Below are 22,288 nucleotides of genomic sequence, written 5' to 3'. Positions count from 1 at the left end.
ATTTTTATTTCAAAGGGATTTTATGGACTACCATAGTGACCGGTTTACCGATCATTCTCTTATGATGTATAAAGATGAAGAACTCATCGCGGTTCTACCTGCAAATATCAAGGATGAAACTGTTTATTCGCATCAGGGGCTTACTTACGGTGGCTTTGTATTGAACGAAAAATGCAAGTTATTCGATGCGCTTGAAGCCTATAAGGCGATGTTACAATTTTTATTTTCTGAAGGGATAGCCTCCTTATATTTTAGGGTGATCCCAACGTTCTATAATCTCCTTCCTTCCGATGAGCTTGAGTATTTTTTATTCAGATCGGGAGCGACATTAGAAAAGCGGGATGTTTTAATGGTGATCGATTATGCGTATAAGTTACGTTTTCAGAAGAATAGAAGAGAAGGGATTAACAAGGCAATCAGAAACGGGCTCACCGTAACCATAGACAACAACTACGACACCTTCTGGAATGAGATCCTTATTCCTAACCTGAAACAGAAACACGGTATTGCACCAGTTCATTCCCTTGACGAGATAAAACTTCTGGCTTCGAGGTTTCCGGATAATATTAAGCAAGTAAGCGTGTACAAGGAAGATAAGATGGTGGCCGGTACCACAGTTTTTTTAACAAAAACCACGGTGCATCCTCAGTATGTTTCGGGGAATCCTGATAAAAATTTCTTCGGAAGCCTGGACCTGGCATATAATTTTATCATAAACGAATGTTGGCAGGATAAACGATATTTCGATTTCAATATCTCCAGTGAAGAGAATGGGGAGGTTTTAAACAGTGGTCTCATTTTCTGGAAGGAAACTTGTGGAGCCAGAACGTGGAAGGCAGACAACTATTTGGTGGACACCGCATCTTATAAACAACTAAATCTAAAAATAAAGTGATCCCGTTCCTCGATTTACACCAGGTTAATCTCCGCTTCGAAGGCGAATTCAAGGCGAATTACGAAGAATTCCTTAAATCGGGGAGATATATTCTTGGGGAACATCTCCAACTGTTTGAAAAAGAATTTGCCGATTACTGCGGGACGCTGGAATGTATAGGAGTTGGCAACGGTTTGGATGCTTTACGCTTAATTCTGGAAGCATATAAGGAAATGGGGAGATTAGGGGCTGGGGATGAAGTCCTAGTATCCTCCAACACCTTCATTGCCACTATACTTGCTATAAAACAGGCAGGACTGAAACCGCTACTTGTAGAAACCGATCCCAACACCTATAATTTTAAAATTGACGATCTGGCTCAGGTTGCAACCCAAAAAACGAAAGCCATCATGCCGGTGCATTTATACGGGCAACTTTCGCCTATGGAGGATATAAATTCCTTCGCAGACAAAAATGGTCTGCTGGTTATAGAAGATGCGGCTCAAGCCCATGGCGCCAAAGATGTTCACGGCAAATTTGCCGGGAACCTGGGGGATGCCGCCGCATTTAGTTTCTATCCGTCTAAAAACCTGGGAGCCCTGGGAGACGGAGGGGCAGTTACCACAAATGATACTAAATTGGCAGAGATCGTCAGGAAACTTCGCAACTACGGTGCTTCATCAAAATACATTAACGAATTGCCCGGTTTCAATTCCAGACTGGACGAGCTACAGGCAGTTTTCCTCAGGACGAAGTTACCCTATCTCGATGCCGATAATAAGAGAAGAATGCAGATTGCAGCACGATACCTTTCAGAAATAAATAATGAAAAGATCAGCCTGCCCATGTATTCAGGTGCGACCGATCATGTGTTCCATTTATTTGTAATACGAGTGAAAGACCGATTGGAATTTATGGAATATCTGAAAGACCACGGTGTTGGAAGCCTAATACATTATCCAATCCCACCTCATAAGCAGCCTGCCCTAAAGGAGTTGAACCAGTTAAGTTTTCCGCTTTGTGAGCAAATACACGAGGAAGTTGTGAGCATCCCAATGAGCCCGGTAATGATGGACAATGAGGTTAGCCAGGTTATCTCAATTCTAAATGATTATTAATTGAAGATCCCTCAATTTATACGGGCTAATTTACTTCTCAAGATGACCTCCTTGAATGCGGTGGTTATCACCATCCGTTTGATCGTGTCCTTGTTTATTCAAAGATTACTGGCAGAGATAGTTGGGGAAGCCGGGATCTCGAAGATCGGGCAGCTGCGTAACCTCTCTCAAATGCTAACTTCCATAAGTTCGGTGGGGATATTTAACGGGGTCGTGAAATATGTGGCCGAACACAAGGAGAACAAGGAGCAATTGACAAAACTGTTTTCCACTGCTTTCTTTTTTACAGTAATCGGAGTTGTATGTTGTAGTCTCATATTGTATTTCGGTGCAGATCACATTAGTGAGTATCTATTTGGATCTAACAGTTTCAGCTATCTTATTAAGTTGATTTCGGTTACTGTCCCGTTTATTTCGATGCAGCGAATATTTAACGGAGTAGTGAATGGTCTTTCCATGTACAAGCAATTTGCCAAGATCGATCTCTTTGCATATCTCCTTAGCGCAATTTTAACGGTAACTCTACTGCTTAATTATAATATAGATGGTGCCTTGATCGCCATTGCTCTGGCGCCGGTAATACAGCTGCTCGTACTGTTGTTCATATTCTTTAAAGTTTTGAAGGAATACGTGCAGTTTAATAAGATCTCCTTCAAAGCTCCGATGGGTAAAAGTTTGCTGGCATTTACTACCATGTCTCTGGTGTCTACCGTGTTACTAAATTATGTCGAGATCGATATTCGTACAATGATAGTAAACAGGATCACTGAGGAGGATGCGGGGATCTGGACAGCCATGACATTCATCTCAAAGAATTATATGGTGTTTTCGGGAGCTATTTTCACCTTATATGTACTTCCCAAATTTTCGAGCATCCATACCCGTTCCGGATTTACTAAAGAGCTGCTTAATATTTATAAAACACTGCTCCCAATTTTTGGGGTTGGGATGATACTTGTTTATTTGTTCAGGGACGTGGTTATACAGATCATCTATCCAGACTTTACAGGAATGGAACCTCTTTTTAAATGGCAACTCATGGGGGATTTTATACGCCTGGCATCCCTTGTTTTGGCACATCAGTTCCTTGCCAAGAAGTTGGTTAGGAATTTTATTTTCACCGAGATCCTGTCTCTGGCTTTATTCTACATCCTGGCGCGATATTTTACAGCTACTTATGGTGTTGAAGGGGTTGTGATCGCACATTTTGTAAGGTACGTGATCTATTTTATAGTAGTATTCCTACTGGTGTACCGATATTTCCGTAAGCAGGCTTCCAAAGATTAATTCTCCTGCCAGGTTGAGATATATTTCTTGGCGATTGCGATGTGGTTGTGCTCACGCTCCACAAATTCTCTTGCATTGCTCGAAATTTCCTGTATCATTTTGGGATTTAAGATCAGCTCTTCGAGTTTACCCGCTATCTGCTGCGCATCGGGAAGGGCATTTATCGCCACGATTTCCTGTAGTTCGTAGAATTCTTCGAAATTTTTGTCGGCACCGGTAAACACTACTTTTCCTTTGGCCATAGCCTCCAGGGCGTTATAACCCTGGTCGAAGCCTAATACCTGATCCAGGAGAATGTGTGCTTTATCAAATTTCTCTATATAGTCTGCATACGGCAGGTTCTCGGCAATTTCAATTTCAATCTTATCGCTATATTTTTCTGAAATAATCTGCAGCGCCTCCTCGAAAAATCTAATACCCTTAGAGTGATAATTAGCCCGATTTATTCCAAGAAAGATCCTTACTCGACCTGAATAAACTATTGGCAGCAACTTTAAGTTATCTGTATTTACCGGGTTAGGAATAAGGCCCAGGTACTTGGGATGCCCCTCTAACGGTAGATGATAATCTATATCGGATGCGATAACGCCTCGTATTAGATCGAATACATGATGGTGTAGTTTTTTAAATTCCGGCCTGGCGTATTTCAGAATATATTGAAACTTATCTTCGGCTATCTTACCCGATTTATATTCGGAGAGTATGCTGTAGGGGAGTGCCTCGCCCAAAGCATATTGAACACTCAGGTAGTCTGTTCCGCAGGAAAGTAAAAATAGTTTGTCGTTGTTTTTTTTCAGAAATGAGATCAGTTCCAATTCAATTTTTGGTTGAATTGCGAAAGGACTCTCGTTGATAAGTTGTACAACATCAAATCCTTTAAGTTGATCCTGATGCTTGAAGAACTGTGACCTGATAGAATTCGAGGTGATGTCTATCCCGCTCAATTTAAAGATCCCTATTTTCAGTTTTACGGCCAATCCCTGGTCGTATTTTCTATCCAGTAGAATGTCTGATGGATATTTCTTGAAGAAATCTCCCATTGAGATGAGTGTAACACTGTGGCCTAAAGCCAACAAACCCTCTTTTAAAGAATTGTGTAGTCTGCTGTATTCGCCCACTAATAGTATCTTCATATCTTTGTTGAATTCAGAAAATAAAAGTCGCTTGAGCGAAGGTACGCATATTAAAATTTGTATAGTAACAATTTCATTGGCTGGTGGGGGCGCAGAACGCTCCTGTGCCATGCTCTCCGAAATGTTAGCTGCCCAAGGCCATGAGGTACATATTGCAACGCTTAATGATGCCGTAGATTATACGTACGCCGGTACTTTATTTAATATGGGTGAGTTTAAACAAGGGAAGGATCACCTTGGAAAGCGGTATAGACGCTTTAAACATTTCAGAAATTATTTACTAGCGAATAGCATCGATATGATCATCGATCACAGGCCAAAGAACCAATATTATCGCGAACTTTTTTATCACCATTATGTGTACAAAGGCTTAAAGCGAATTTACGTTACCCATAGTTCCAGCCCGGCCTTATACTTCACACAGCTTCCGAAGAAATTTGCGAAACTACTCAACAGGAATGCTGCAAACGTTGCTGTTTCGGTCTACATAGAAAATGAGGTAATGAAACCACTTGGTATAAGGTCTACCTGTACTATTCACAATGCGTTCGATCCTCGCTGGAAGGAAATCAAAAACGATTTGCCGGCGGCATTAGCTAATGCATCTTATGTTTTGTCTTATGGTCGTATCGATGAGGCGGTGAAGGATTATAGTTTTTTAATCCGAGCTTTCGATCATTCCGAACTTTGGCGGGAAAATATTAAATTGGTTATAATGGGGGATGGCCCCGATAAAAGCGAATTGCAAAAACTGGCAAAGAACACAACTGCAGCAAACAATATTCTTTTTCTCCCACACGATAGTGCGCCGTTCAAGATCATTCAAAATGCCAGATTTGTCACTTTAACCAGTCACTTTGAGGGCTTTCCAATGGTGCTGGTGGAGAGTTTAAGTATGGGTACGCCAGTGGTTTCCCTGGATATAGTGTCGGGCCCTTCAGAGATCATACAGCACGAAAAAAATGGCTTGCTGGTACCAAAAAGAGAAGTATCTTTATTTGCCAGTGCCATGCGCAACATGGTAGACAACGAGACGTTATATGAAAACTGCCGTACTAACGCGCGGGAGTCGGTAGAACCGTTTTCATTCAGTAAAATCTCCGAAAAGTGGAACAAATTAATAGCAGATGTCACAGGTTGATCTAGAATCTATATCCTTACTTGAAATTCCTAAAATTAGCGACCCAGATGGCCGTGGTAATCTATCGGTGATCGAAAAGGATGTTCTGCCTTTTACGATAAAGCGTGTGTATTACCTCTACGATGTGCCCAGTGATTCCAGTAGGGGTGGCCATGCGCATAAAGAACTAAAGCAGTTTATAATAGCCTTAAGCGGCAGCTTCGATGTAGTGTTGGACAATGGTAGTGCCCGACGTAGCTTCACGCTTAACAGGCCTAATAAAGGCTTGCTTATTCCAAGTGGCGTTTGGCGGGAATTAGAGAATTTTTCGGCCGGTTCGGTGTGCTTATCTCTGGTTAGCGACTACTATAACGAGGACGATTATATTAGGGACTATAACGAGTTCCGATCATCGAAATGAGGTGATCCTCACCCCTTTCTTATTAAATTTTTCCTGAATACGAAACAACATCTTGAGCACCGATTTAGGTTGTTTTAAGAGCACTCTCTGCTTAGCTGTAATATTTGCCGGGTCCAGATGCTGTGTTAGTCGATTGAAGGAGTCCTGGTCTCCAGCAATCTTATGCCTTATGGCATAGGCATACCTATTGCGATCGAGGTATTTTTTTAGATCGGGATCTGTTTTTGCAGCTGCTTCATAATTATCGGGATCCATAAAAACCCGTTGTCTGGTGGGTATAAGGGATATTCGGTTACTGCCTTCCAGATTATAGATTGCCGAAATATTAGTGCAAAACGCCAAAGGTGCTTCCAATGCGGCACGAATCCAGAGGTCTGTGTCTTCCCCGGCACCATTCGTGATCCTGTGATCGAAGCCTTTTAGCTGTAAAAAGAATTGCTTCTGAAAACAGATCGCCGATGTCCAGGCAATACTCTCTACCAGGCAATTTCCGAAGTAATTCTCCACAAGGCCATACCAATTGCTTTTGTTCATAATTGGTGCTTCTAAAGGGACCGATAATTTATCGTTAAAACGCTTCTCATATGCCGTTCCAAACCATTTTGCGTTCGGAAATTTGGCGATGAGTTTATCCAGATCGCTGAGGTGTTCCGGCAACCATTTGTCGTCCGCATCCAGGAAAACCACATGTGCTGCTTCGGCTTTCTCCACCCCGAAATTTCTGGTGAGCGCCACGCCTTCGTTTTCTTTAGAGAAGAGTTTTATCCTATTATCCTCAACAGATCGCACTACAGCTGCACTGCCATCTGTAGAGCCGTCATCAACCACAATTACTTCGAAATCTGAGAAACGCTGGTTACCAACGCTCTCTAATGTGGTCCGGATGTCTTTCTCTTTGTTATAGAGTGGTATGATCACAGAAAATCTAGGCATCAGCTGTCCGATTTTTGGAGATAGTATCCCAGGCGATAAAGATCGAATATTTTTAAGGAAGGATTACCGGATAATAAATTTCGCTCCATTGGTTTTTTAAATAAGCCATATAGTAATTTTACCAACCCAGCTGTGAAACCACCTTTTAACGATTCTCCTTTGCGTGACAGGCTTGTTTCCTCGGCCTTGATCAAACCCTTTTCCACCAGGTTTTTCAAAGCATCGACCGCTTCCAGGGATTTCTTCAAGAAAACTTCACTGGATTCCAGCCCTAAATGCATCACAGGGTTGTCTATATGTTTAACCGAAATATTCTTTTTTTTCGAATCCAGCGCAAAAAGCGTGTCTTCATGCCGTAGATTAGGTATTTCTTCATTGAATTTTAATTCCGAAAAAACCGATCTCCGTATTAAGAAATTAAGTGTTAAGAATCGAAGATGCGGCTGCATATTGCGCTCAGAAACCCCTAAAGCCTCTCGCTTATTACCATACACCCAACGTAATTTTTCCTCTTTGGCAGGTGGTTTTTCCTGGTATACAATTCCGCCGTAAATTATTTGATAATTTCCCTCTAGTGCATTGAGGTAAGTGGCAATAAAATCCTCGCGTATTACCATGGTATCGGCATCCAGGAACAACAAAGAATCGAAGGTTGCCTTTTCGGCTAACAAATTTCTAATAGCACTTCTTCCAATATTCTTAGGAAGCTTCACATAATTTCCATGAGCCAGTTGGTTAATTCTTTCATTTTCCACCGTTGGAATTGGAGAGCAATCATCGTATACATTAATTTCGAAATCCAGGTTCGCCTGTGACGCCTGGTTATGTAATTTCTCAACCAGGGGATAGACGTTGTATTGATAGGTTGGAATTAAAATGGAAAGGGACTTCCTCATAGGCACAAAAATAGAAAAAGTAGTCTTGGCAAACCGATTAGCCGGTGATTTTATAAATCGGATGCGTAAAATTTAAATCGGTTGTCTGAAATTGTTCTTTAAATTGAATGTTTGTAGATTGCCAACTAAAATTGAACCGGCCACCGATATATGCTCTTCAACACCATCGATTTTGCCATATTTCTCCCAATTGTCCTGGCTTTGTACTGGATGATCTCCGGCCGTTCGGTGAGGTTTCGAAACATTTACCTGGTAATTGTTAGCTATATTTTTTATTCGTTCTGGGACTGGCGTTTTCTTTCCCTCATTTTTGCCAGCTCCCTGGTAGATTATGTTGTGGGTAAAAAACTGGCGGAATCATCTTCTTTGCTTAGAAGGCGTACCTTGTTGGGGATCAGTCTGGTTTTTAACCTGGGGATGCTGTTCACCTTCAAGTATTTCAATTTCTTCGTAGAAACCTTCGTGGATACCTTTGCTCTCTTCGGAACCGAATTTAGCTACAATAGCTGGCAGATCCTGTTACCGGTGGGGATTAGTTTTTACACCTTCCAAACATTAAGCTATACTATCGATATATTCAGAAAGCGGATTGCCCCTACCAATGATATAGTGGCCTTCTTCGCCTTCGTATCTTTCTTTCCGCAATTGGTAGCCGGGCCGATAGAACGGGCATCCAACCTCCTCACACAATTTGAAACCCGGCGTACGTTCGATTATCAAAAAAGTGTCTCGGGCCTTAGACTCATACTTGGCGGTTTGTTCAAAAAAATGGTGATCGCAGATAACTGTGCCGTCTTTGTGAACACTATCTTCGAGCAATACGAAATGGCCAGCGGGAGCACACTTTTCGTGGGCGCTGTATTCTTTGCGTTTCAGATCTATGGTGACTTTTCTGGCTACAGCGATATTGCAATTGGAAGTGCACGCCTTATGGGGTTCGACCTTATGAAAAATTTTAATTATCCGTATCTGGCTCAAAACATGTCCGATTTCTGGCGTCGCTGGCATATTTCCTTATCTACCTGGTTTCGGGATTATGTCTATATTCCTTTAGGGGGAAGCCGGGTATCCAAATCTAGGCTGGTATTAAATATTCTGGTGGTTTTCCTCTTAAGCGGCCTTTGGCATGGCGCAAATCTAACATTCGTGTTCTGGGGGTTGTTGCATGCTGTATTCGTTTTACCGGTATTGTTGTTCTATAAAAACCATACGGTTAATTTCAGTAAAGAAAAGAGGCTTCCCACAATTAGAGAATTTTTAAATATTGCCGGAACCTTTGTGGTGGTAGTGATCGCCTGGGTGTTTTTCCGCGCCGAGAGTATAGGCGATGCATTCGATTATCTGAAGATCGTTTTTTCATCCTCCCTGTTCACCATGCCCAATGTGTCAAGGGGAGCAGTACTTCTCTTAATGGGATATATGGTAATCGAGTGGGTCCAAAGGCACCAGGATCATTTTCTGGATGTGACAAATGTTAGCAGTAGGCTTTTACGCTACAGCCTATATTTTATAACACTGTTTTGTATCTTCTACTATGCGGGTGATGTTCAACCTTTTATATATTTTCAGTTTTAGATGAAACATCTCACTAAAAAGATAGTATGGTTTGTGTTACCGGTCTTTCTGGTATGGGCAGGTCTGGAAATATTCTATCGTCAGGTTGAAACGAATTATACTAAAAAGCATGAGCTAATTCAGCAAAACTACAAGACGGCAGAAATATTGATCCTTGGAAGTTCGCACTCCTATTACGGGCTCAATCCGGAGTATTTCTCAAAGAATACTTATAATTTTTCGAATATAAGTCAGAGTTTGTACTTCGATGAGCTACTATTGAAAAAACATCTGGATAGTCTTCAGAAATTAAAGGCAGTGGTTTTAACCATCGGGTATTTCACACTCAGCCAGGAAGACGATGGCCTGGAAGACCGCTGGCGAAAATATTTCTATGACCAGCAGATGGATCTTGATGTACCTTCGGTTTCAAACCTTGATCCAAAAAAATACAGCCTGGCCCTGAGCAGAAAATTTAATAGATCGGTAGATCTGGTTATGGAGTATGTAGCAGAAGGAACCATTGTTAGTCATAATCCCAACGGATATGGCATACAGGATAGTAGTGATATTGTGGCCAATAAAGAAGAGGTTGCTCGTATCATTGCCCGAAAACATGAGAATGGCAGTTTAGATTTTAAGTCGAACCGGGAGCGAATAGAACGGATCATCGCCTTATGCGAGGCAAAGGGGATTCATGTATTTTTAGTTCAAATGCCAGCCCATCCTGCTTATGTGGAGGCGTTAGATCCTAACAAATGGGATAAAATAGGCGGATTACTGGAGGAGGTAAGCGATTCGAGTAACCTTGTTCATCATATCGATCTTACCCGTCATCAGGCTTTTACCAACAATGATCTACGAGATGCAGACCACCTTACAAATGAAGGCGCTGCCAAGTGCAGTAAATTATTAAGTGATTATATAGACACTTACTTAGAAGGAAATTAGACGCTTTTCTGAACCACCTCAAATACCTGGTTCTCGTCACATTTAAGCGTTTTGGACGGATATTTTAGGATGAGGGCGTAGTCGTGAGTGGCCATCAATATGGTATTTCCATTTTTATTGATCTCCTGTAAAACTTCCATCACTTCCACGCTTGTTTGCGGGTCCAGATTTCCGGTTGGTTCGTCTGCCAGGATCAATTCGGGTTTATTAAGTAGTGCCCTGGCAATTGCCACTCGTTGCTGCTCACCTCCCGATAATTGGTAAGGATATTTAAAACTCTTGGTTTTCATGCCTACTTTGTCCAGTACTTCGTCTATTCGCGCATCCATTTCGGCTTTGTCTTTCCAGCCAGTTGCCGTTAATACAAATAGTAGGTTGTCTTTTACGGTCCTGTCGTTAAGCAATTTAAAATCCTGAAAAACAACCCCTAATTTTCTTCGTAAAAAAGGAATGTCCGATTCTTTTAAAGTGGCCAGATCGTACCCAACTATCTCACCTTCACCTTTTTGTAAGGGGAGATCACCATAAAGGGTTTTCATAAAGCTACTTTTCCCTGTTCCTGTTTTCCCAATCAGATAAACAAATTCACCCTTTTTTACATGAAGGGTAACATCGGAGAGAATTAAGCTTTCACGCTGAAAGATCGAGGCATCCTTTAAGTAGAGAACAGGTTTTTCCATAGATAAGTTGAAAGGGATTTGATGTTACAAAGTTAAAACAATGTGATCGAGAAAAATGATTATGATCTAATTTTTATACGATGGAATTCTTTTCGCTCTCCAAATGTAATTTCGACATTGCAGAATTTAAGACCGTCTATATCAATATCAATAGCGGCGTTTTCGGGGAATGTAAATTCCTCCTCTTTCAATAGTCGGTTATCCGGGGTGTAGATTTTCACCACAAATGTTGCACCTCTCTGCTTTTTTAGAGTAGCGCTTAAAACTTCTACCTGGATCTGTTCATCTTCTTTACTATAATTTACCTTAAAATTGTACAATCTCGTGGATCTAGTAGTTGAAGAACTTTCTGTTGCGGGATATACACTTTCGTATTTTTTTGTAGGCTTCGGAAAACATTCGGCTGTAGAGACAGACGGATCGATACTTAGCTTTACGAAACTACTTGCATCGGGCGCAAGCCGGGTTCCTGGTTTCAGGACAATACTATTTCGTGCAGAGAATGCTACCGAAGACGAATCCCTGAAAATCTGGTCTTCTATCTGGATATTATAGGGCGAATTTTTTAGTTTAAAATGAAACCTGCTAAAGTCGCGGCCTTTTATGTGAACCGTTCCCATTAATTCTTTCATATCCCTGGCCATTTTTACGGCCTTAAATGCATCTACGCGCCCAGATCCCAGCTTCCCTGCGAAAGGCTCATTCCCGGGCAGATGATCTATAGCTGCAGAGGTTAATTTTAGTATGGATTCTGTTTCATACGAATCCAGGCAGTAATTTACAGACCACATGAGCCCGATAACCCCGGTGACATAAGGTGCCGTACTGGACGTTGCCCCACCGTAAATAGTTTCATTACCGCATAGATCGTTACCCAGGAGATACGATCGTGCCGGAGCACAGATATCTATAGATTCGTTAAACTGCATCACATATTTCTGGTATTTAGCGATCACTTTCCCACTTTTTACGATGGCGAAGTTGCTTGCATGCCGGTCCTTAAGATGCCTTGCGCCGGTATAGCCCTCGGTGTCGATATAAGTGCTATCCAGGTGTGATGAAAACCTAGAATGCACCCCTGTAACCGAAATTACCTTCTCATAGGACGCCGGATAGGCGTAATCGTCCGGAGCATAATCATCTTCCCTGTTACAGTTCTTAGCGTTTCCAGCCCCTGCAACGATTAGGATACCATCCTCGTACATTTCATTGATCCTGTCTTCGATCTCCTTGTGGTATTTCCCCATATTGCATACCGCCCAGCTAGTATTAATAACTCGTGCGCCTGCGGCTACCAGTTCTTCTACAAATTTGAAAGTTCCATAACCATGGGAAACGATACGGCAGTTCGAGCAAATGCCTGGTCTTCCATAGGCGTTATTGGCAGATGCAGCTGCGATGGCCGCGACATTTGTACCGTGGGCACATTGAAGTCCGCTTTGAATATCCTTATAACTTAAATATTCAATTCGGTTTAAAAATTCGGTATTGGTAGAATCGATCTTAGCGTCTGAGATACCCATTACCACTTTTTCCGAGCCGAGGGTAATTCCCCATGCTCCTGCGGCATTTATAAGGTCAAGATCGTACAGTGGCTGCTCCACCCCGAGATTGGTAACCGGGCTAGTGGAACCATAATCGTTGGGGTAAAAGCTGGTTTCATTTGGGTAGAATTGATCAATCTTGGTGTATTTTTCGGGGAAGTTGTGCCATAAACGGCCAAGCAACTCTACCCGGTTGGTAACTATGCGATAGACCTTTTTAAGATGATCCAAGCGGGACCCGGGAAAGGCAGGTTCAAATTCGTATACTTTATAAGCATTGTAGATATTGGCTTCCTGGGATTCGTTTTGTGTAACCAGACCGAGGGTTCCATCACCGTTATCAGAAAAAGTGAGGTTCCCCAAATCGTTGATGGTTACATAGAAGTAATAACGATCTTCATCGGTATCCATCTGCGCCGTGGCAATGAAATTCAGAAATAAAAAAAATATAAATAATACCCTGCTCATACCTATTGCTGTAATTGCTGAACAGTTTCTTTCAAGGTCTCTATTTCTTTTTGCTGTTCCAGAGTATACAAGGTGAGTTCCTCAATTTTTTGTAACAAAAGCAGGTTCATTTCTTTAAGTGAGAGTCCGTCTGTCTCGATCCTATCGGCAGAGGGAACCCCGGGCAGATGGTGGTTTTTAGCAATGTAAGCACCCACTTCTTCCAGGGATGGCATTTTATAATCCGGATTTCGGTTGGATCTGCCTTCAAAATAATGTTCAAAGACATAATCGGGGGCTACGGCGCCGTTGAGATCGACCAGGACCTCCTGGGTGTGAATTTTTCCCTTTACTGTAAGCATTTCGTCCGGCGTTTTCGTACCAATGCCTATCATGCCTTTACGTTCGGTTATTACTTTAAAGGTATTTCGTTGGGCGAATGTGGAACAGGTGATTAACAACACACATATTACAAGAATATTTTTCATGGGATGAGGTTTAATTTCATGATCACTAAATGTACTGTAAATTTTAATGATACTGAAAAGGCTACTTTTTATCAACATACTTATATCGCAATTGTTGCGTTACTATGTAAAGCTGAACTTAATTTTTGAACGGCTAACGTATGTAGAAAAAGTACTATAAATCTGTTGATTTATCTGTTAAAAACCTTTTGCTTTCGGGCTTTTGGTTCATTTAGTAACCTGTATCTTTATATGCGTTAAAAACCCCATTCGAATGTTCAGAAACCTCATTATTGTTGCGTTTTGCGTATTTTATTCATACTCAATTCATTCCCAGCAAACGGCAATTTTCACCAACGACCTTGAAACTTTCAATAAAGCGATCGAACTGTATGATAACGAACAGTTTCTGGCTGCTCAATCCTTGTTTGATAGGGTACAGCGTCAAGTACAGGACGAAACCATTAAAGGAGACTGTGCTTATTATATTGCCAATTGCGCTGTTAGGCTAAATCAGCAAAATGCCGATGAGCTGATGGAGACCTTCGTTGCAGATTATCCCACCAGTATTAAACGTAATGATGCCTATATCAACGTGGCTAATTTCTATTTTGAGAATGGTAAATATTCTTATGCAAGAAAATGGTACGATAAAGTTGATGAATCCAGTCTAAGTAGGGGAGAACGGGAAAAATTCAACTTCAATAATGGTTATGCCTATTTCAGAAATAAGAGATATAATGAGGCCAAAAAGTATTTTAATAGAGTAAGCGATTCGCAGAAATACGGAGCCCAGGCCAAATATTACCTTGGTTTTATCGCCTACGAAGGTGATGAATACGAAGAAGCCAACGAACTGTTCGAGTCTGTAAAAGACGAAGAACGCTATGCCGAGGGGCTTTCCTATTATCAGGCCGATATGAATTTTAAATTGGGTAAATTCCAGGAAGCCATCGACATGGGGCTGGAACAATATGAGAATTCGAGTCCGATGGAACGCAGCGAACTCTCCAAGATCATCGGAGAAAGTTATTTTAATTTGGGTAAGTATAAGGAGGCTATTCCGTATCTAACCGAATATAAAGGGAAGCGGGGTAAATGGAGTAACACCGATTACTATTTACTGGGTTACGCCTATTATAAGCAGAAAGACTACGAAAATGCCATTGGAGAATTCAATAAGATCGTGGATGGGAGAAATGCCGTCGCTCAAAACGCCTATTATCACCTGGCAGAAAGTTATTTAAAACTGGATAAGAAGCAACAGGCCTTGAATGCTTTTAAAAATGCTTCGGAAATGGATTTCAGTGAAGAGATCCGAGAGGATGCCTGGCTTAATTATGCAAAGCTTAGCTATGAGATAGGAAACAGCTATCAACCTGTTCCGCAAGTGTTACTTTCCTTTATCGAGGCCTATCCTAAAAATAGAAATAATGAGGCTTTAAAAGATCTGCTTATCGATTCTTACCTCAGTTCGAAGAACTACAAGGAAGCCATCACATTGCTGGAAAACAATAAATCCTTCGAGAATAAGCTTGCGTACCAGAAGGTGGCCTTCTTCAGGGGGCTCGAATTATACAACGAAGGCAATTACGATGAGGCCGTGAGTTATTTCGACAAATCCCTGAAAGAACCAAGAGATCCTGTTTACACGGCCAGAGCCACTTTTTGGAAGGCTGAAAGCGATTACCATCGGTCTTATTTCGATAAGGCATTGGTGGGATATAAGCAGTTCTTGCAATTACCACAGTCCTCGCAAACACCCGAATTTGAGAATAGCCAATACAACCTGGCGTACAATTACTTTAAACTGAAGAACTATTCGGAAGCCATTAACAGTTTTAAGGGCTATGTAGAATCTTCTTCTTCCAACGGTGCACGAAAACAAGATGCTTTTCTACGTTTGGGTGATAGCTATTTTGTAACTAGCCAGTACTGGCCTGCCATGGAAAATTACAACCAGGCGATCAGCCTGGGAAGCCCCGATAAGGATTATGCAGCGTTTCAGAAAGCTATTAGTTATGGGTTTGTGGAGAGAGATAGTAAAAAACTGGAAGAACTGGAACAGTTTAACGCAACCTACCCAAAATCTATTTACAGGGATGATGCCTTATACGAATTGGGAAATACCTACGCATCACTTGAACGAAACAACGAGGCCATTAAGGCTTACGATAAATTGGTAAGGGAATTACCCGGTAGCAGCTATACCTCCAGGGCATTGCTCAAAAAAGCACTGATCTATGACAATTCGGGAAAAAGTGAAGACGCCCTCGCTATCTTTAGAAGAGTTGCCAAGGATTATCCCGGCTCCGCCGAATCCTTACAAGCGGTTTCTTCGGCAAAACTTATTTATATCGACCTGGGTAGGGTGAGTGAGTATGCCGATTGGGTTCGTACTCTGGATTATGTCGAGGTGGAGGATGCCGAGCTGGACGACGCCACCTATACCGCCGCCGAACAGCCCTACCTTGAAAATAAGCTTAACCAGGCAAAAGGCAGATTTGAGGAGTATCTTTCTGAATTCCCTAACGGTCGCCACGCTTTGAAAGCACATTTCTACCTGGGCCAGATCTATTTTGGAGATAATGACGGCAGCAAAGCGATTCCGCATTACGAATTTGTAGCTTCCAAAGAACGAAGTGAATTTACCGAGCAGGCATTGGCAAGGGTATCGGAACTATACCTCACCAAAAAGGATTACGAGAACGCGATCCGCTACCTGAAACGATTGGAAGTTGAGGCCGATTTTCCGCAGAATATTGTCTTTGCCCAGACCAATAGCATGAAGGCGAGTTATGAGCTAAAGCGATATGCAGATGCGGTTGCTTACGCCGAAAAGGTTCTTCAAAATGGTAAGATAGATAACTCCATAAAGAGTGATGCCCAGGTGGTGATTGCCCGCTCTGCTATGAAAACCGGGGACGAGGACAAAGCCAAGAACGCCTACGCCAAGGTAGCTACCATAGCCACCGGAAAGCTAGCCGCAGAAGCGCTCTATTACGATGCTTATTTTAAAAATAAGAGCGGGAACTATGAAGGCTCTAACGCTTCGGTACAAAAACTGGCAAAGGATTATTCCGGCTATAAGGAGTTTGGTGCCAAAGGACTGGTACTAATGGCGAAGAATTTTTACGCCCTGGACGACGCCTATCAGGCTAGTTATATCCTGGAAAGCGTGATCACAAACTTTACAGATTTTCCAGATGTGGTCGAAGAGGCCAAAGCCGAATTAGCAGTGATAAAAGCTGCACAATCCAAGACAAATTCATCGGTGGAAACCGGCGATAACTAAGTTTCATCAATCATAATTGCAATTAGACCATGACAATGTTAAAAGACATTTTCTCTCGTTTATTTACTATGTTCACAGCTAATAAATCCTATAGCGAACGACTTATAAGGATCGTGCTTATTATTACCCTGTCGCTGCTATGTATTACCCTGGCTTCGGCTCAGGACGACAATATTGGGACCGAGGTGGTGAATATCGTGAAGCCTTATACACCAACGATCTCGGATGCCTTTAAAGTTAAAGAAACGCCTGTGCTGAACGATTCGGTGACTACGCAGAAAAAGGAGGTTAGCTATGAGATATTTTCTGTACCTGTGGCATCTACCTTTACCCCGGCCAAGGGTCGTGCTGCCGCCGTAGAGAAGCCTAAACCCCTTAAACTGTATGATAATTATGCTACCTTGGGATTTGGTAATTATACCTCTATCCTGGCCGAATTATACAGCAATTTTCAAATAAGCCGAACAGACAACGCCGGTTTTTTTCTGAGACATAATTCTTCTCAAGGAGGTATTGACGATGTACGGATTGAGAACAAATATTACGACACCCGTTTGGACGGGAACTACAGCAGCAGACAAAAAGATATAACATACGCAGTTGACGGCGGAATTGAACATCAGCTCTTTAATTGGTACGGCTTACCGTCATTTTACGATGGGTTGCCAGACGAAACCATAGACGCTATAGACGCTCAACAAACGTATTTTAGTGGTTATGTGGGAGGTAGTATTGCTGTTGAAGATTCTTTCTTTGAACAAATTAGCGCGAACCTGCGCTTTTTGTCCGATTCGTACTCCTCTTCAGAATTTAACTTTGTGGCGAAGCCCGAATTCGCTTTTCCTTTAACCACCTTCACCCTGAAGATAGATGGTGATGTGAATTATTTAAGCGGTAGTTTCGACAAGGGATTATTTGGGCTTAACGGTATGAACTACAGTTTTCTGAATATAGGTGTTAGCCCTTCCCTGGTATATGTAGATGAAGATCTTAGTCTCTCATTGGGCGTAGCAGGCTATGTAGGACTGGACAATGAGAACAGCGACTCGAATTTCTATGTGTATCCAAGGATCAACGTATCCTACAGATTGGTAGACGAGCTCCTTATTGTATATGGCGGTGCCGATGGCGGTTTACGTCAAAATACATACTATGATTTTAAAGAGGAGAATCCGTTTGTGTCCCCAACTTTGTGGGTGATGCCTACCAGCCAATTATACGAAGCTTTTGGAGGATTAAAAGGGAAGTTATCCAATTCGGTGGGGTATAATATAAGGGCGTCCTACGGAAAAGAAGAGAATAAAGCTTTATTTCAGGCGAATCCTGTTATCGATGTCACTCCTACCGAAGCCTACGAATACGGCAACTCCTTCAGTGTGGTTTACGACGATGTGAACACTCTATCCATATTCGGGGAACTTAAAGTCGAGGTTTCCGATGCGTTCTCATTGGGAGCCAGCGGTGAATATTTCGGTTATACCATGACCAACGAACCTGAAGCCTGGAATTTACCCGACTTTAAAGCGACCATCTTCTCTAATTTTGATATTACCGAACAGATCTATGCCGGTGTTTCGGTGTTCTATGTAGGTGAAAGAAATTCACTCTTTACAGGAGATGTTGGGATCTTCGGTGATGGAATGGTGGTTTTCGGGACACTTGATAGCTACATCGATGCAAACGTTCATCTTGGTTACAGGGTGAACGACAGGTTATCTATTTTCGCGAAGGGTAGCAATCTTCTGGGCGAGAATTACGAAAAATGGCAGAATTACCCGGTTCAGGGGATTCAGGGCTTGTTGGGAGCTACTTATAAGTTCGATTGGTAACGAATTTTCATATCTTGTGGGTATGAAAAAACTAGTACACCTCACGCTTTTACCTTTACTTTTTATATCTCTTTCTTGTTCTTCGGAATGGATACCCGTAGACCTTCTTGTACAAAACGCTACCGTGTATACGGTGGATGAATTTTTCACGACTGTAGATGCATTTGTGGTTAAGGATGGCAAGATCGTTGAGACTGGTACCATGGAAGAACTAGCCTCAAAGTACAGCCCCGCCGAAATATATGATGCAGGAGGCAAGGTGATCGTTCCCGGACTAATTGATGCGCATGCGCATCTCTACGGATTGGGCGGATCCTTGCAAACTGTGGACTTGGTTGGCACTAAAAGCTACGATGAGGTGCTGGAGCGTGTTGTTGCGTTTCAGAAGGAAAAAAACCTATCATTCATCCAGGGACGTGGCTGGGATCAGAATGATTGGGAAGTGAAAGAATTCCCAACCAAAGACAAACTGGACTCCTTGTTTCCCGATACTCCCGTTGTTTTAAGACGCATTGATGGTCACGCTCTACTGGCAAACTCCACAGCACTGGAGCTAGGTGGAGTAACACCCGATACATATGTGGAAGGAGGAGAGGTGATCGTTAAGGATGGAAAACTTACGGGAGTATTGGTAGATGCACCTATGTCTATGGTGTACACAAATGCACCCGATGTAACCACTGAAAATGCTGCGCAGGCATTATTGGATGCCGAAAATATTTGCTTATCGTTGGGACTTACCACTGTTAATGACGCGGGTCTTTCACGCCGGATCATAGAGTTGATCGACAGTTTGCAACAACGGGGAGAAATGAAATTACGCGTATATGCAATGGCGAGTAATTACAAGGAGAACCTCGATCATTTCCTTTCTAAAGGGATAATAAAAACAGACCGACTCCATGTGCGTAGCGTAAAAGTTTATGCGGATGGTGCCCTGGGATCGAGGGGAGCTGCTTTAAAAGCTCCATACAGCGATCAGCCGGGACATTTTGGTGCGATGATCACCACGGAGGAGCAATTAAACGCCCTAGCCCAACGTATAGCCACAGCCGGATACCAAATGAATACACACGCCATTGGAGATTCTGCTAATGTAGCCGTGTTACGTGCCTACACCAAAGCACTGAAAGACAAAACCGATGCCAGGTGGAAAGTTGAACATGCACAGGTAGTAGATGTCTCCGATTTCGATTATTTCTCTAAAAATATCATACCATCCGTACAGCCTACTCACGCCACCAGCGATATGTATTGGGCCGAAGACCGGGTAGGGCCGGATAGGATCAAAGGGGCGTATGCGTATAAGACCTTGTTGAATAAGGCCGGGATCATTGCCCTGGGAACAGATTTTCCCGTAGAGCAAGTTAACCCAATGTACACGTTCTATGCAGCCGTTGCCCGGAAAGACCTGGAGAACTATCCCGAAGGAGGTTTTCGAATGGAAGAAGCCTTGAGCAGGGAGGAAGCATTGAGAGGGATGACTATCTGGGCAGCCTATTCTAATTTTGAGGAGGATGAAAAAGGTAGTCTTGAGGTAGGTAAATTTGCCGATTTCGTTGTGCTCGATAAGGATATTATGAAAGTGGATGAAGCCGCCTTACCCAGCACAAAAGTACTCGCCACCTTTGTGAACGGGGAAAATGTCACTCCGAAGAAATAGCTAATCCAAACTACAAAGAGGTAATCTTTCTATTTACCACCTTTAGCCTGAAGATCTTCTATACAGAGGGGATCTAACGGAGGTATATCTCCCTTCATGGGATTTGGAATAGTAGAAGGAATAGTACTGGCAAAGTACATTAAACATCCTTCCACGATACAATGTTTAGAGCTTTCAGGATCGATATGCCCATCAGGGTGGATGTCGTCTCCTGAGATATCCACCAACCCGAGAATATGCCCAAATTCATGACGAATAGTAGTGGCTTCCATGAGGAACAGATCCTGTTCCAGGCTTTGAAGCGTTTCCTGATAGATCACCATGGAGGTGTTCTGGTAGGCTGTACCAAGCGTTACTGAGGAACTGGTATCGTTAGACGAATTACCATTCGCAAAGAAAACAAAAACCGCGATTTCATTGCCATTAGTGTATTTTGTACGTACATCCTTCTCAATATCGCGTATCTCCTGAACGGTATAAGGTTCGCCGGATGGCGGATCGATAACCGTTTCAACGATCGAGATCCCGCCAGGTTTATTAAGTCGTTGATTCAAAAAAGTTCTAAAAGTATCTATGGTGAGCTGCTTGGGTCTGAACCCTTGTGAATAGACTATCTCCACCACAAGTTTGGTATAAAAATCGTCCGATAAAAGGTCTTCTGCCGAGGCACCCAAGGCTTTCAGATTTTCGGCATTTTCATTGGTTGTATCACCGGAATCATCACTTTTACACGCTGCATTGAGCAACAGAACAACCAGACATAGCAATAGGTTTATTCGAATATACTTCATTATTGTACCTTTGTTTTTTCAACAAACATAATCTTTAAAAGACCATTATGAAAATACGGTTCTTGATTTTAACGCTTTTTTTCCCAATTTGTTTTTCCATCACAGCACAGGAGGACCCATATCAGGAAGATATTATAACATACCTTAACAACAATGGTACGCGCGATCAATACAGCGGAGCTTACGATAGTATGTTCGAGGTGTTAAAACAACAATTTTCGGTTTCGAACGTGCCCGACAATGTGTGGAAGGACCTTCAGAAGGATAAAGATAAAAGCCTGGACGAAATTGTTAAATTCCTCACCTTTGCCTACAGAAATCATTTCACCAGAGAAGAGATCAACCAGTTGAATACCTTTTATCAAACTCCTGCAGCTAAACAAATGACGATCGACCCATCTGCCCTGAGTGAAACCGAACAGGCTGAGATCACGGCCTTTTATAGTAGCGCATTAGGAAAGAAGATAGAAGAGAAACGAAACGATCTTACCAAAGATATCGTCGAAATTTCGGAGCATTGGAGCAGGGATCTGTTTGCTGAAAAGATGAGTAAATTGGTAAAGCTGGGTTATTCTACCGGACACTAAGCTTTGCCAGATAGTCGAAATTATCCCCTCTTTCCAGGATCTCGAAATTGAATCCGTGATCATTTGCCAGAAGTTCGAACAGCCGTTCATCCAGGTATAACCAGGGGAATGGTTTGGTAGATCTACCCTTATATGTGATCACAAAATCCAATTCGCCATAATAACGGTTAGCAGGAACCATGATTCCTCCTTCAGAGGTTCGATCGTACATATATTGAAGATCACTGCCATCGATCAGGATCTGTCCTTTAGCGTTTAACAATGTTCTTAAATGCTCCAGATATCGCGGTACTTCCTCGAGGGTAGAGAATATTCCCGTGCCATTCATTAGCAGCAGGATGGTGTCGAAACGACCTTCAGAAAAATTGAGCAGTGATGAGTGAATCGCCTTTTTAACACCTCTGGAACGGGCAACTTGTACAGCCCCCGGGGATTCGTCTATGGCGGTAACATCCCGGCCTTGTTTCTGCAGGTACAACGAATGACTACCGGCTCCGCAGCCCACATCCAGAACAGAACCCCGGCAATGTGCTAAAGCTGTGCGCTCTATGGACGGCATAGTATTAAAACTTCTGAAAAGATAGGAGACAGGAAGTACATCTTCTTCACTGATGGAAGTTTCGGTTATAAGTTCTCCCATTTGCTCCCCGGCATGGTAATCGAGCAAGGCCTTTCCAAAGATATCATCCATTTAACTA

General features: G+C 42.4%; 19 protein-coding genes. 11 read left to right on the top strand and 8 right to left on the bottom strand.

Annotation, left to right across the window (positions count from 1 at the left end; translation table 11 throughout):
- The first annotated feature begins 22 nt into the window (after positions 1 to 22).
- The 3 genes from C5O00_RS01635 to C5O00_RS01625 are packed head-to-tail and all read left to right on the top strand — an operon-like array spanning position 23 to position 3,279.
- Positions 23 to 895, top strand: a complete 873-nt coding sequence (locus C5O00_RS01635; protein ID WP_158676751.1) for a GNAT family N-acetyltransferase — start codon at positions 23 to 25, stop codon at positions 893 to 895.
- Entirely contained in the window at positions 892 to 1,992 is a 1,101-nt protein-coding gene (locus C5O00_RS01630) for a DegT/DnrJ/EryC1/StrS family aminotransferase (protein ID WP_105214336.1), read from the top strand. Before C5O00_RS01635 ends, C5O00_RS01630 begins: the two co-directional genes overlap by 4 nt.
- Positions 1,993 to 3,279 (top strand): O-antigen translocase, encoded by a 1,287-nt coding sequence (locus C5O00_RS01625; protein WP_105214334.1) that lies wholly within the window; start codon positions 1,993 to 1,995, stop codon positions 3,277 to 3,279.
- Here C5O00_RS01625 and C5O00_RS01620 read toward each other — a convergent pair.
- Complete coding sequence (locus C5O00_RS01620; protein ID WP_105214332.1) at positions 3,276 to 4,412, bottom strand: glycosyltransferase; 1,137 nt, start codon at positions 4,410 to 4,412, stop codon at positions 3,276 to 3,278. The genes C5O00_RS01625 and C5O00_RS01620 overlap by 4 nt on opposite strands.
- Positions 4,413 to 4,443: 31 nt before the next feature.
- Between C5O00_RS01620 and C5O00_RS01615 the strand changes: the two genes are divergently transcribed.
- Together C5O00_RS01615 and C5O00_RS01610 are read left to right on the top strand one after the other, a co-directional pair.
- The gene (locus C5O00_RS01615) at positions 4,444 to 5,553 is read left to right on the top strand and encodes a glycosyltransferase (RefSeq protein WP_158676750.1); all 1,110 of its coding nucleotides are present in this window, start codon (positions 4,444 to 4,446) and stop codon (positions 5,551 to 5,553) included.
- Positions 5,540 to 5,953, top strand: a complete 414-nt coding sequence (locus C5O00_RS01610; RefSeq protein WP_105214328.1) for a sugar 3,4-ketoisomerase — start codon at positions 5,540 to 5,542, stop codon at positions 5,951 to 5,953. The genes C5O00_RS01615 and C5O00_RS01610 overlap by 14 nt, the downstream gene beginning before the upstream one ends.
- On the opposite strand, the gene C5O00_RS01605 is transcribed toward C5O00_RS01610, so the two are convergent.
- Positions 5,942 to 6,886: a glycosyltransferase family 2 protein gene (locus C5O00_RS01605; protein WP_105214326.1), complete on the bottom strand. Its 945-nt coding sequence runs from the start codon at positions 6,884 to 6,886 to the stop codon at positions 5,942 to 5,944. The two genes, C5O00_RS01610 and C5O00_RS01605, sit on opposite strands and share 12 nt — an antisense overlap.
- Positions 6,886 to 7,782: a glycosyltransferase family 2 protein gene (locus C5O00_RS01600; protein ID WP_105214324.1), complete on the bottom strand. Its 897-nt coding sequence runs from the start codon at positions 7,780 to 7,782 to the stop codon at positions 6,886 to 6,888. The genes C5O00_RS01605 and C5O00_RS01600 overlap by 1 nt, the downstream gene beginning before the upstream one ends.
- A gap of 150 nt (positions 7,783 to 7,932) precedes the next feature.
- Between C5O00_RS01600 and C5O00_RS01595 the strand changes: the two genes are divergently transcribed.
- Together C5O00_RS01595 and C5O00_RS01590 are read left to right on the top strand one after the other, a co-directional pair.
- Entirely contained in the window at positions 7,933 to 9,357 is a 1,425-nt protein-coding gene (locus tag C5O00_RS01595) for an MBOAT family O-acyltransferase (protein WP_105214322.1), read from the top strand.
- Positions 9,358 to 10,287, top strand: a complete 930-nt coding sequence (locus tag C5O00_RS01590; protein WP_105214320.1) for an LB_356 family protein — start codon at positions 9,358 to 9,360, stop codon at positions 10,285 to 10,287.
- Here the strand turns inward: C5O00_RS01590 and C5O00_RS01585 are convergent.
- From C5O00_RS01585 to C5O00_RS01575, 3 genes are read right to left on the bottom strand one after another with little or no spacing between them, the layout of a single operon-like run.
- Positions 10,284 to 10,967, bottom strand: coding sequence for a cell division ATP-binding protein FtsE (locus tag C5O00_RS01585; protein WP_105214318.1), 684 nt, complete (start codon positions 10,965 to 10,967; stop codon positions 10,284 to 10,286). The two genes, C5O00_RS01590 and C5O00_RS01585, sit on opposite strands and share 4 nt — an antisense overlap.
- A gap of 59 nt (positions 10,968 to 11,026) precedes the next feature.
- The gene (locus C5O00_RS01580) at positions 11,027 to 12,979 is read right to left on the bottom strand and encodes a S8 family peptidase (RefSeq protein WP_105214316.1); all 1,953 of its coding nucleotides are present in this window, start codon (positions 12,977 to 12,979) and stop codon (positions 11,027 to 11,029) included.
- Between the two features lie 2 nt (positions 12,980 to 12,981).
- Positions 12,982 to 13,446, bottom strand: a complete 465-nt coding sequence (locus tag C5O00_RS01575; RefSeq protein WP_158676749.1) for a tail fiber protein — start codon at positions 13,444 to 13,446, stop codon at positions 12,982 to 12,984.
- Between the two features lie 253 nt (positions 13,447 to 13,699).
- Between C5O00_RS01575 and C5O00_RS01570 the strand changes: the two genes are divergently transcribed.
- Genes C5O00_RS01570 through C5O00_RS01560 form a run of 3 tightly spaced genes read left to right on the top strand, consistent with a single transcriptional unit; the run spans position 13,700 to position 20,212 of the window.
- Complete coding sequence (locus tag C5O00_RS01570) at positions 13,700 to 16,720, top strand: tetratricopeptide repeat protein (protein ID WP_105214312.1); 3,021 nt, start codon at positions 13,700 to 13,702, stop codon at positions 16,718 to 16,720.
- Between the two features lie 35 nt (positions 16,721 to 16,755).
- Positions 16,756 to 18,549: a porin family protein gene (locus C5O00_RS01565; RefSeq protein WP_244593013.1), complete on the top strand. Its 1,794-nt coding sequence runs from the start codon at positions 16,756 to 16,758 to the stop codon at positions 18,547 to 18,549.
- Between the two features lie 22 nt (positions 18,550 to 18,571).
- Positions 18,572 to 20,212 carry an amidohydrolase gene (locus tag C5O00_RS01560; RefSeq protein ID WP_105214310.1) on the top strand — a complete coding sequence of 547 codons (1,641 nt, stop codon included), beginning with the start codon at positions 18,572 to 18,574 and terminating at the stop codon, positions 20,210 to 20,212.
- Positions 20,213 to 20,241: 29 nt separating this feature from the next.
- Here the strand turns inward: C5O00_RS01560 and C5O00_RS01555 are convergent, their stop codons facing one another.
- Positions 20,242 to 21,003, bottom strand: coding sequence for a membrane metalloprotease (locus C5O00_RS01555; RefSeq protein ID WP_105214308.1), 762 nt, complete (start codon positions 21,001 to 21,003; stop codon positions 20,242 to 20,244).
- A gap of 47 nt (positions 21,004 to 21,050) precedes the next feature.
- On the opposite strand from C5O00_RS01555, the gene C5O00_RS01550 reads away from it, so the two are divergent.
- Positions 21,051 to 21,590: a DUF2059 domain-containing protein gene (locus C5O00_RS01550; RefSeq protein WP_105214306.1), complete on the top strand. Its 540-nt coding sequence runs from the start codon at positions 21,051 to 21,053 to the stop codon at positions 21,588 to 21,590.
- Here the strand turns inward: C5O00_RS01550 and C5O00_RS01545 are convergent.
- A complete protein-coding gene (locus C5O00_RS01545; protein WP_105214304.1) occupies positions 21,577 to 22,281 on the bottom strand; it encodes a class I SAM-dependent methyltransferase in 705 nt (234 codons plus the stop codon). The two genes, C5O00_RS01550 and C5O00_RS01545, sit on opposite strands and share 14 nt — an antisense overlap.
- Between the last annotated feature and the right edge of the window lie 7 nt (positions 22,282 to 22,288).

The organism is Pukyongia salina, assembly GCF_002966125.1.
GTDB lineage: Bacteria > Bacteroidota > Bacteroidia > Flavobacteriales > Flavobacteriaceae > Pukyongia > Pukyongia salina.
This window is presented reverse-complemented; position numbering and strand designations above follow the sequence as displayed.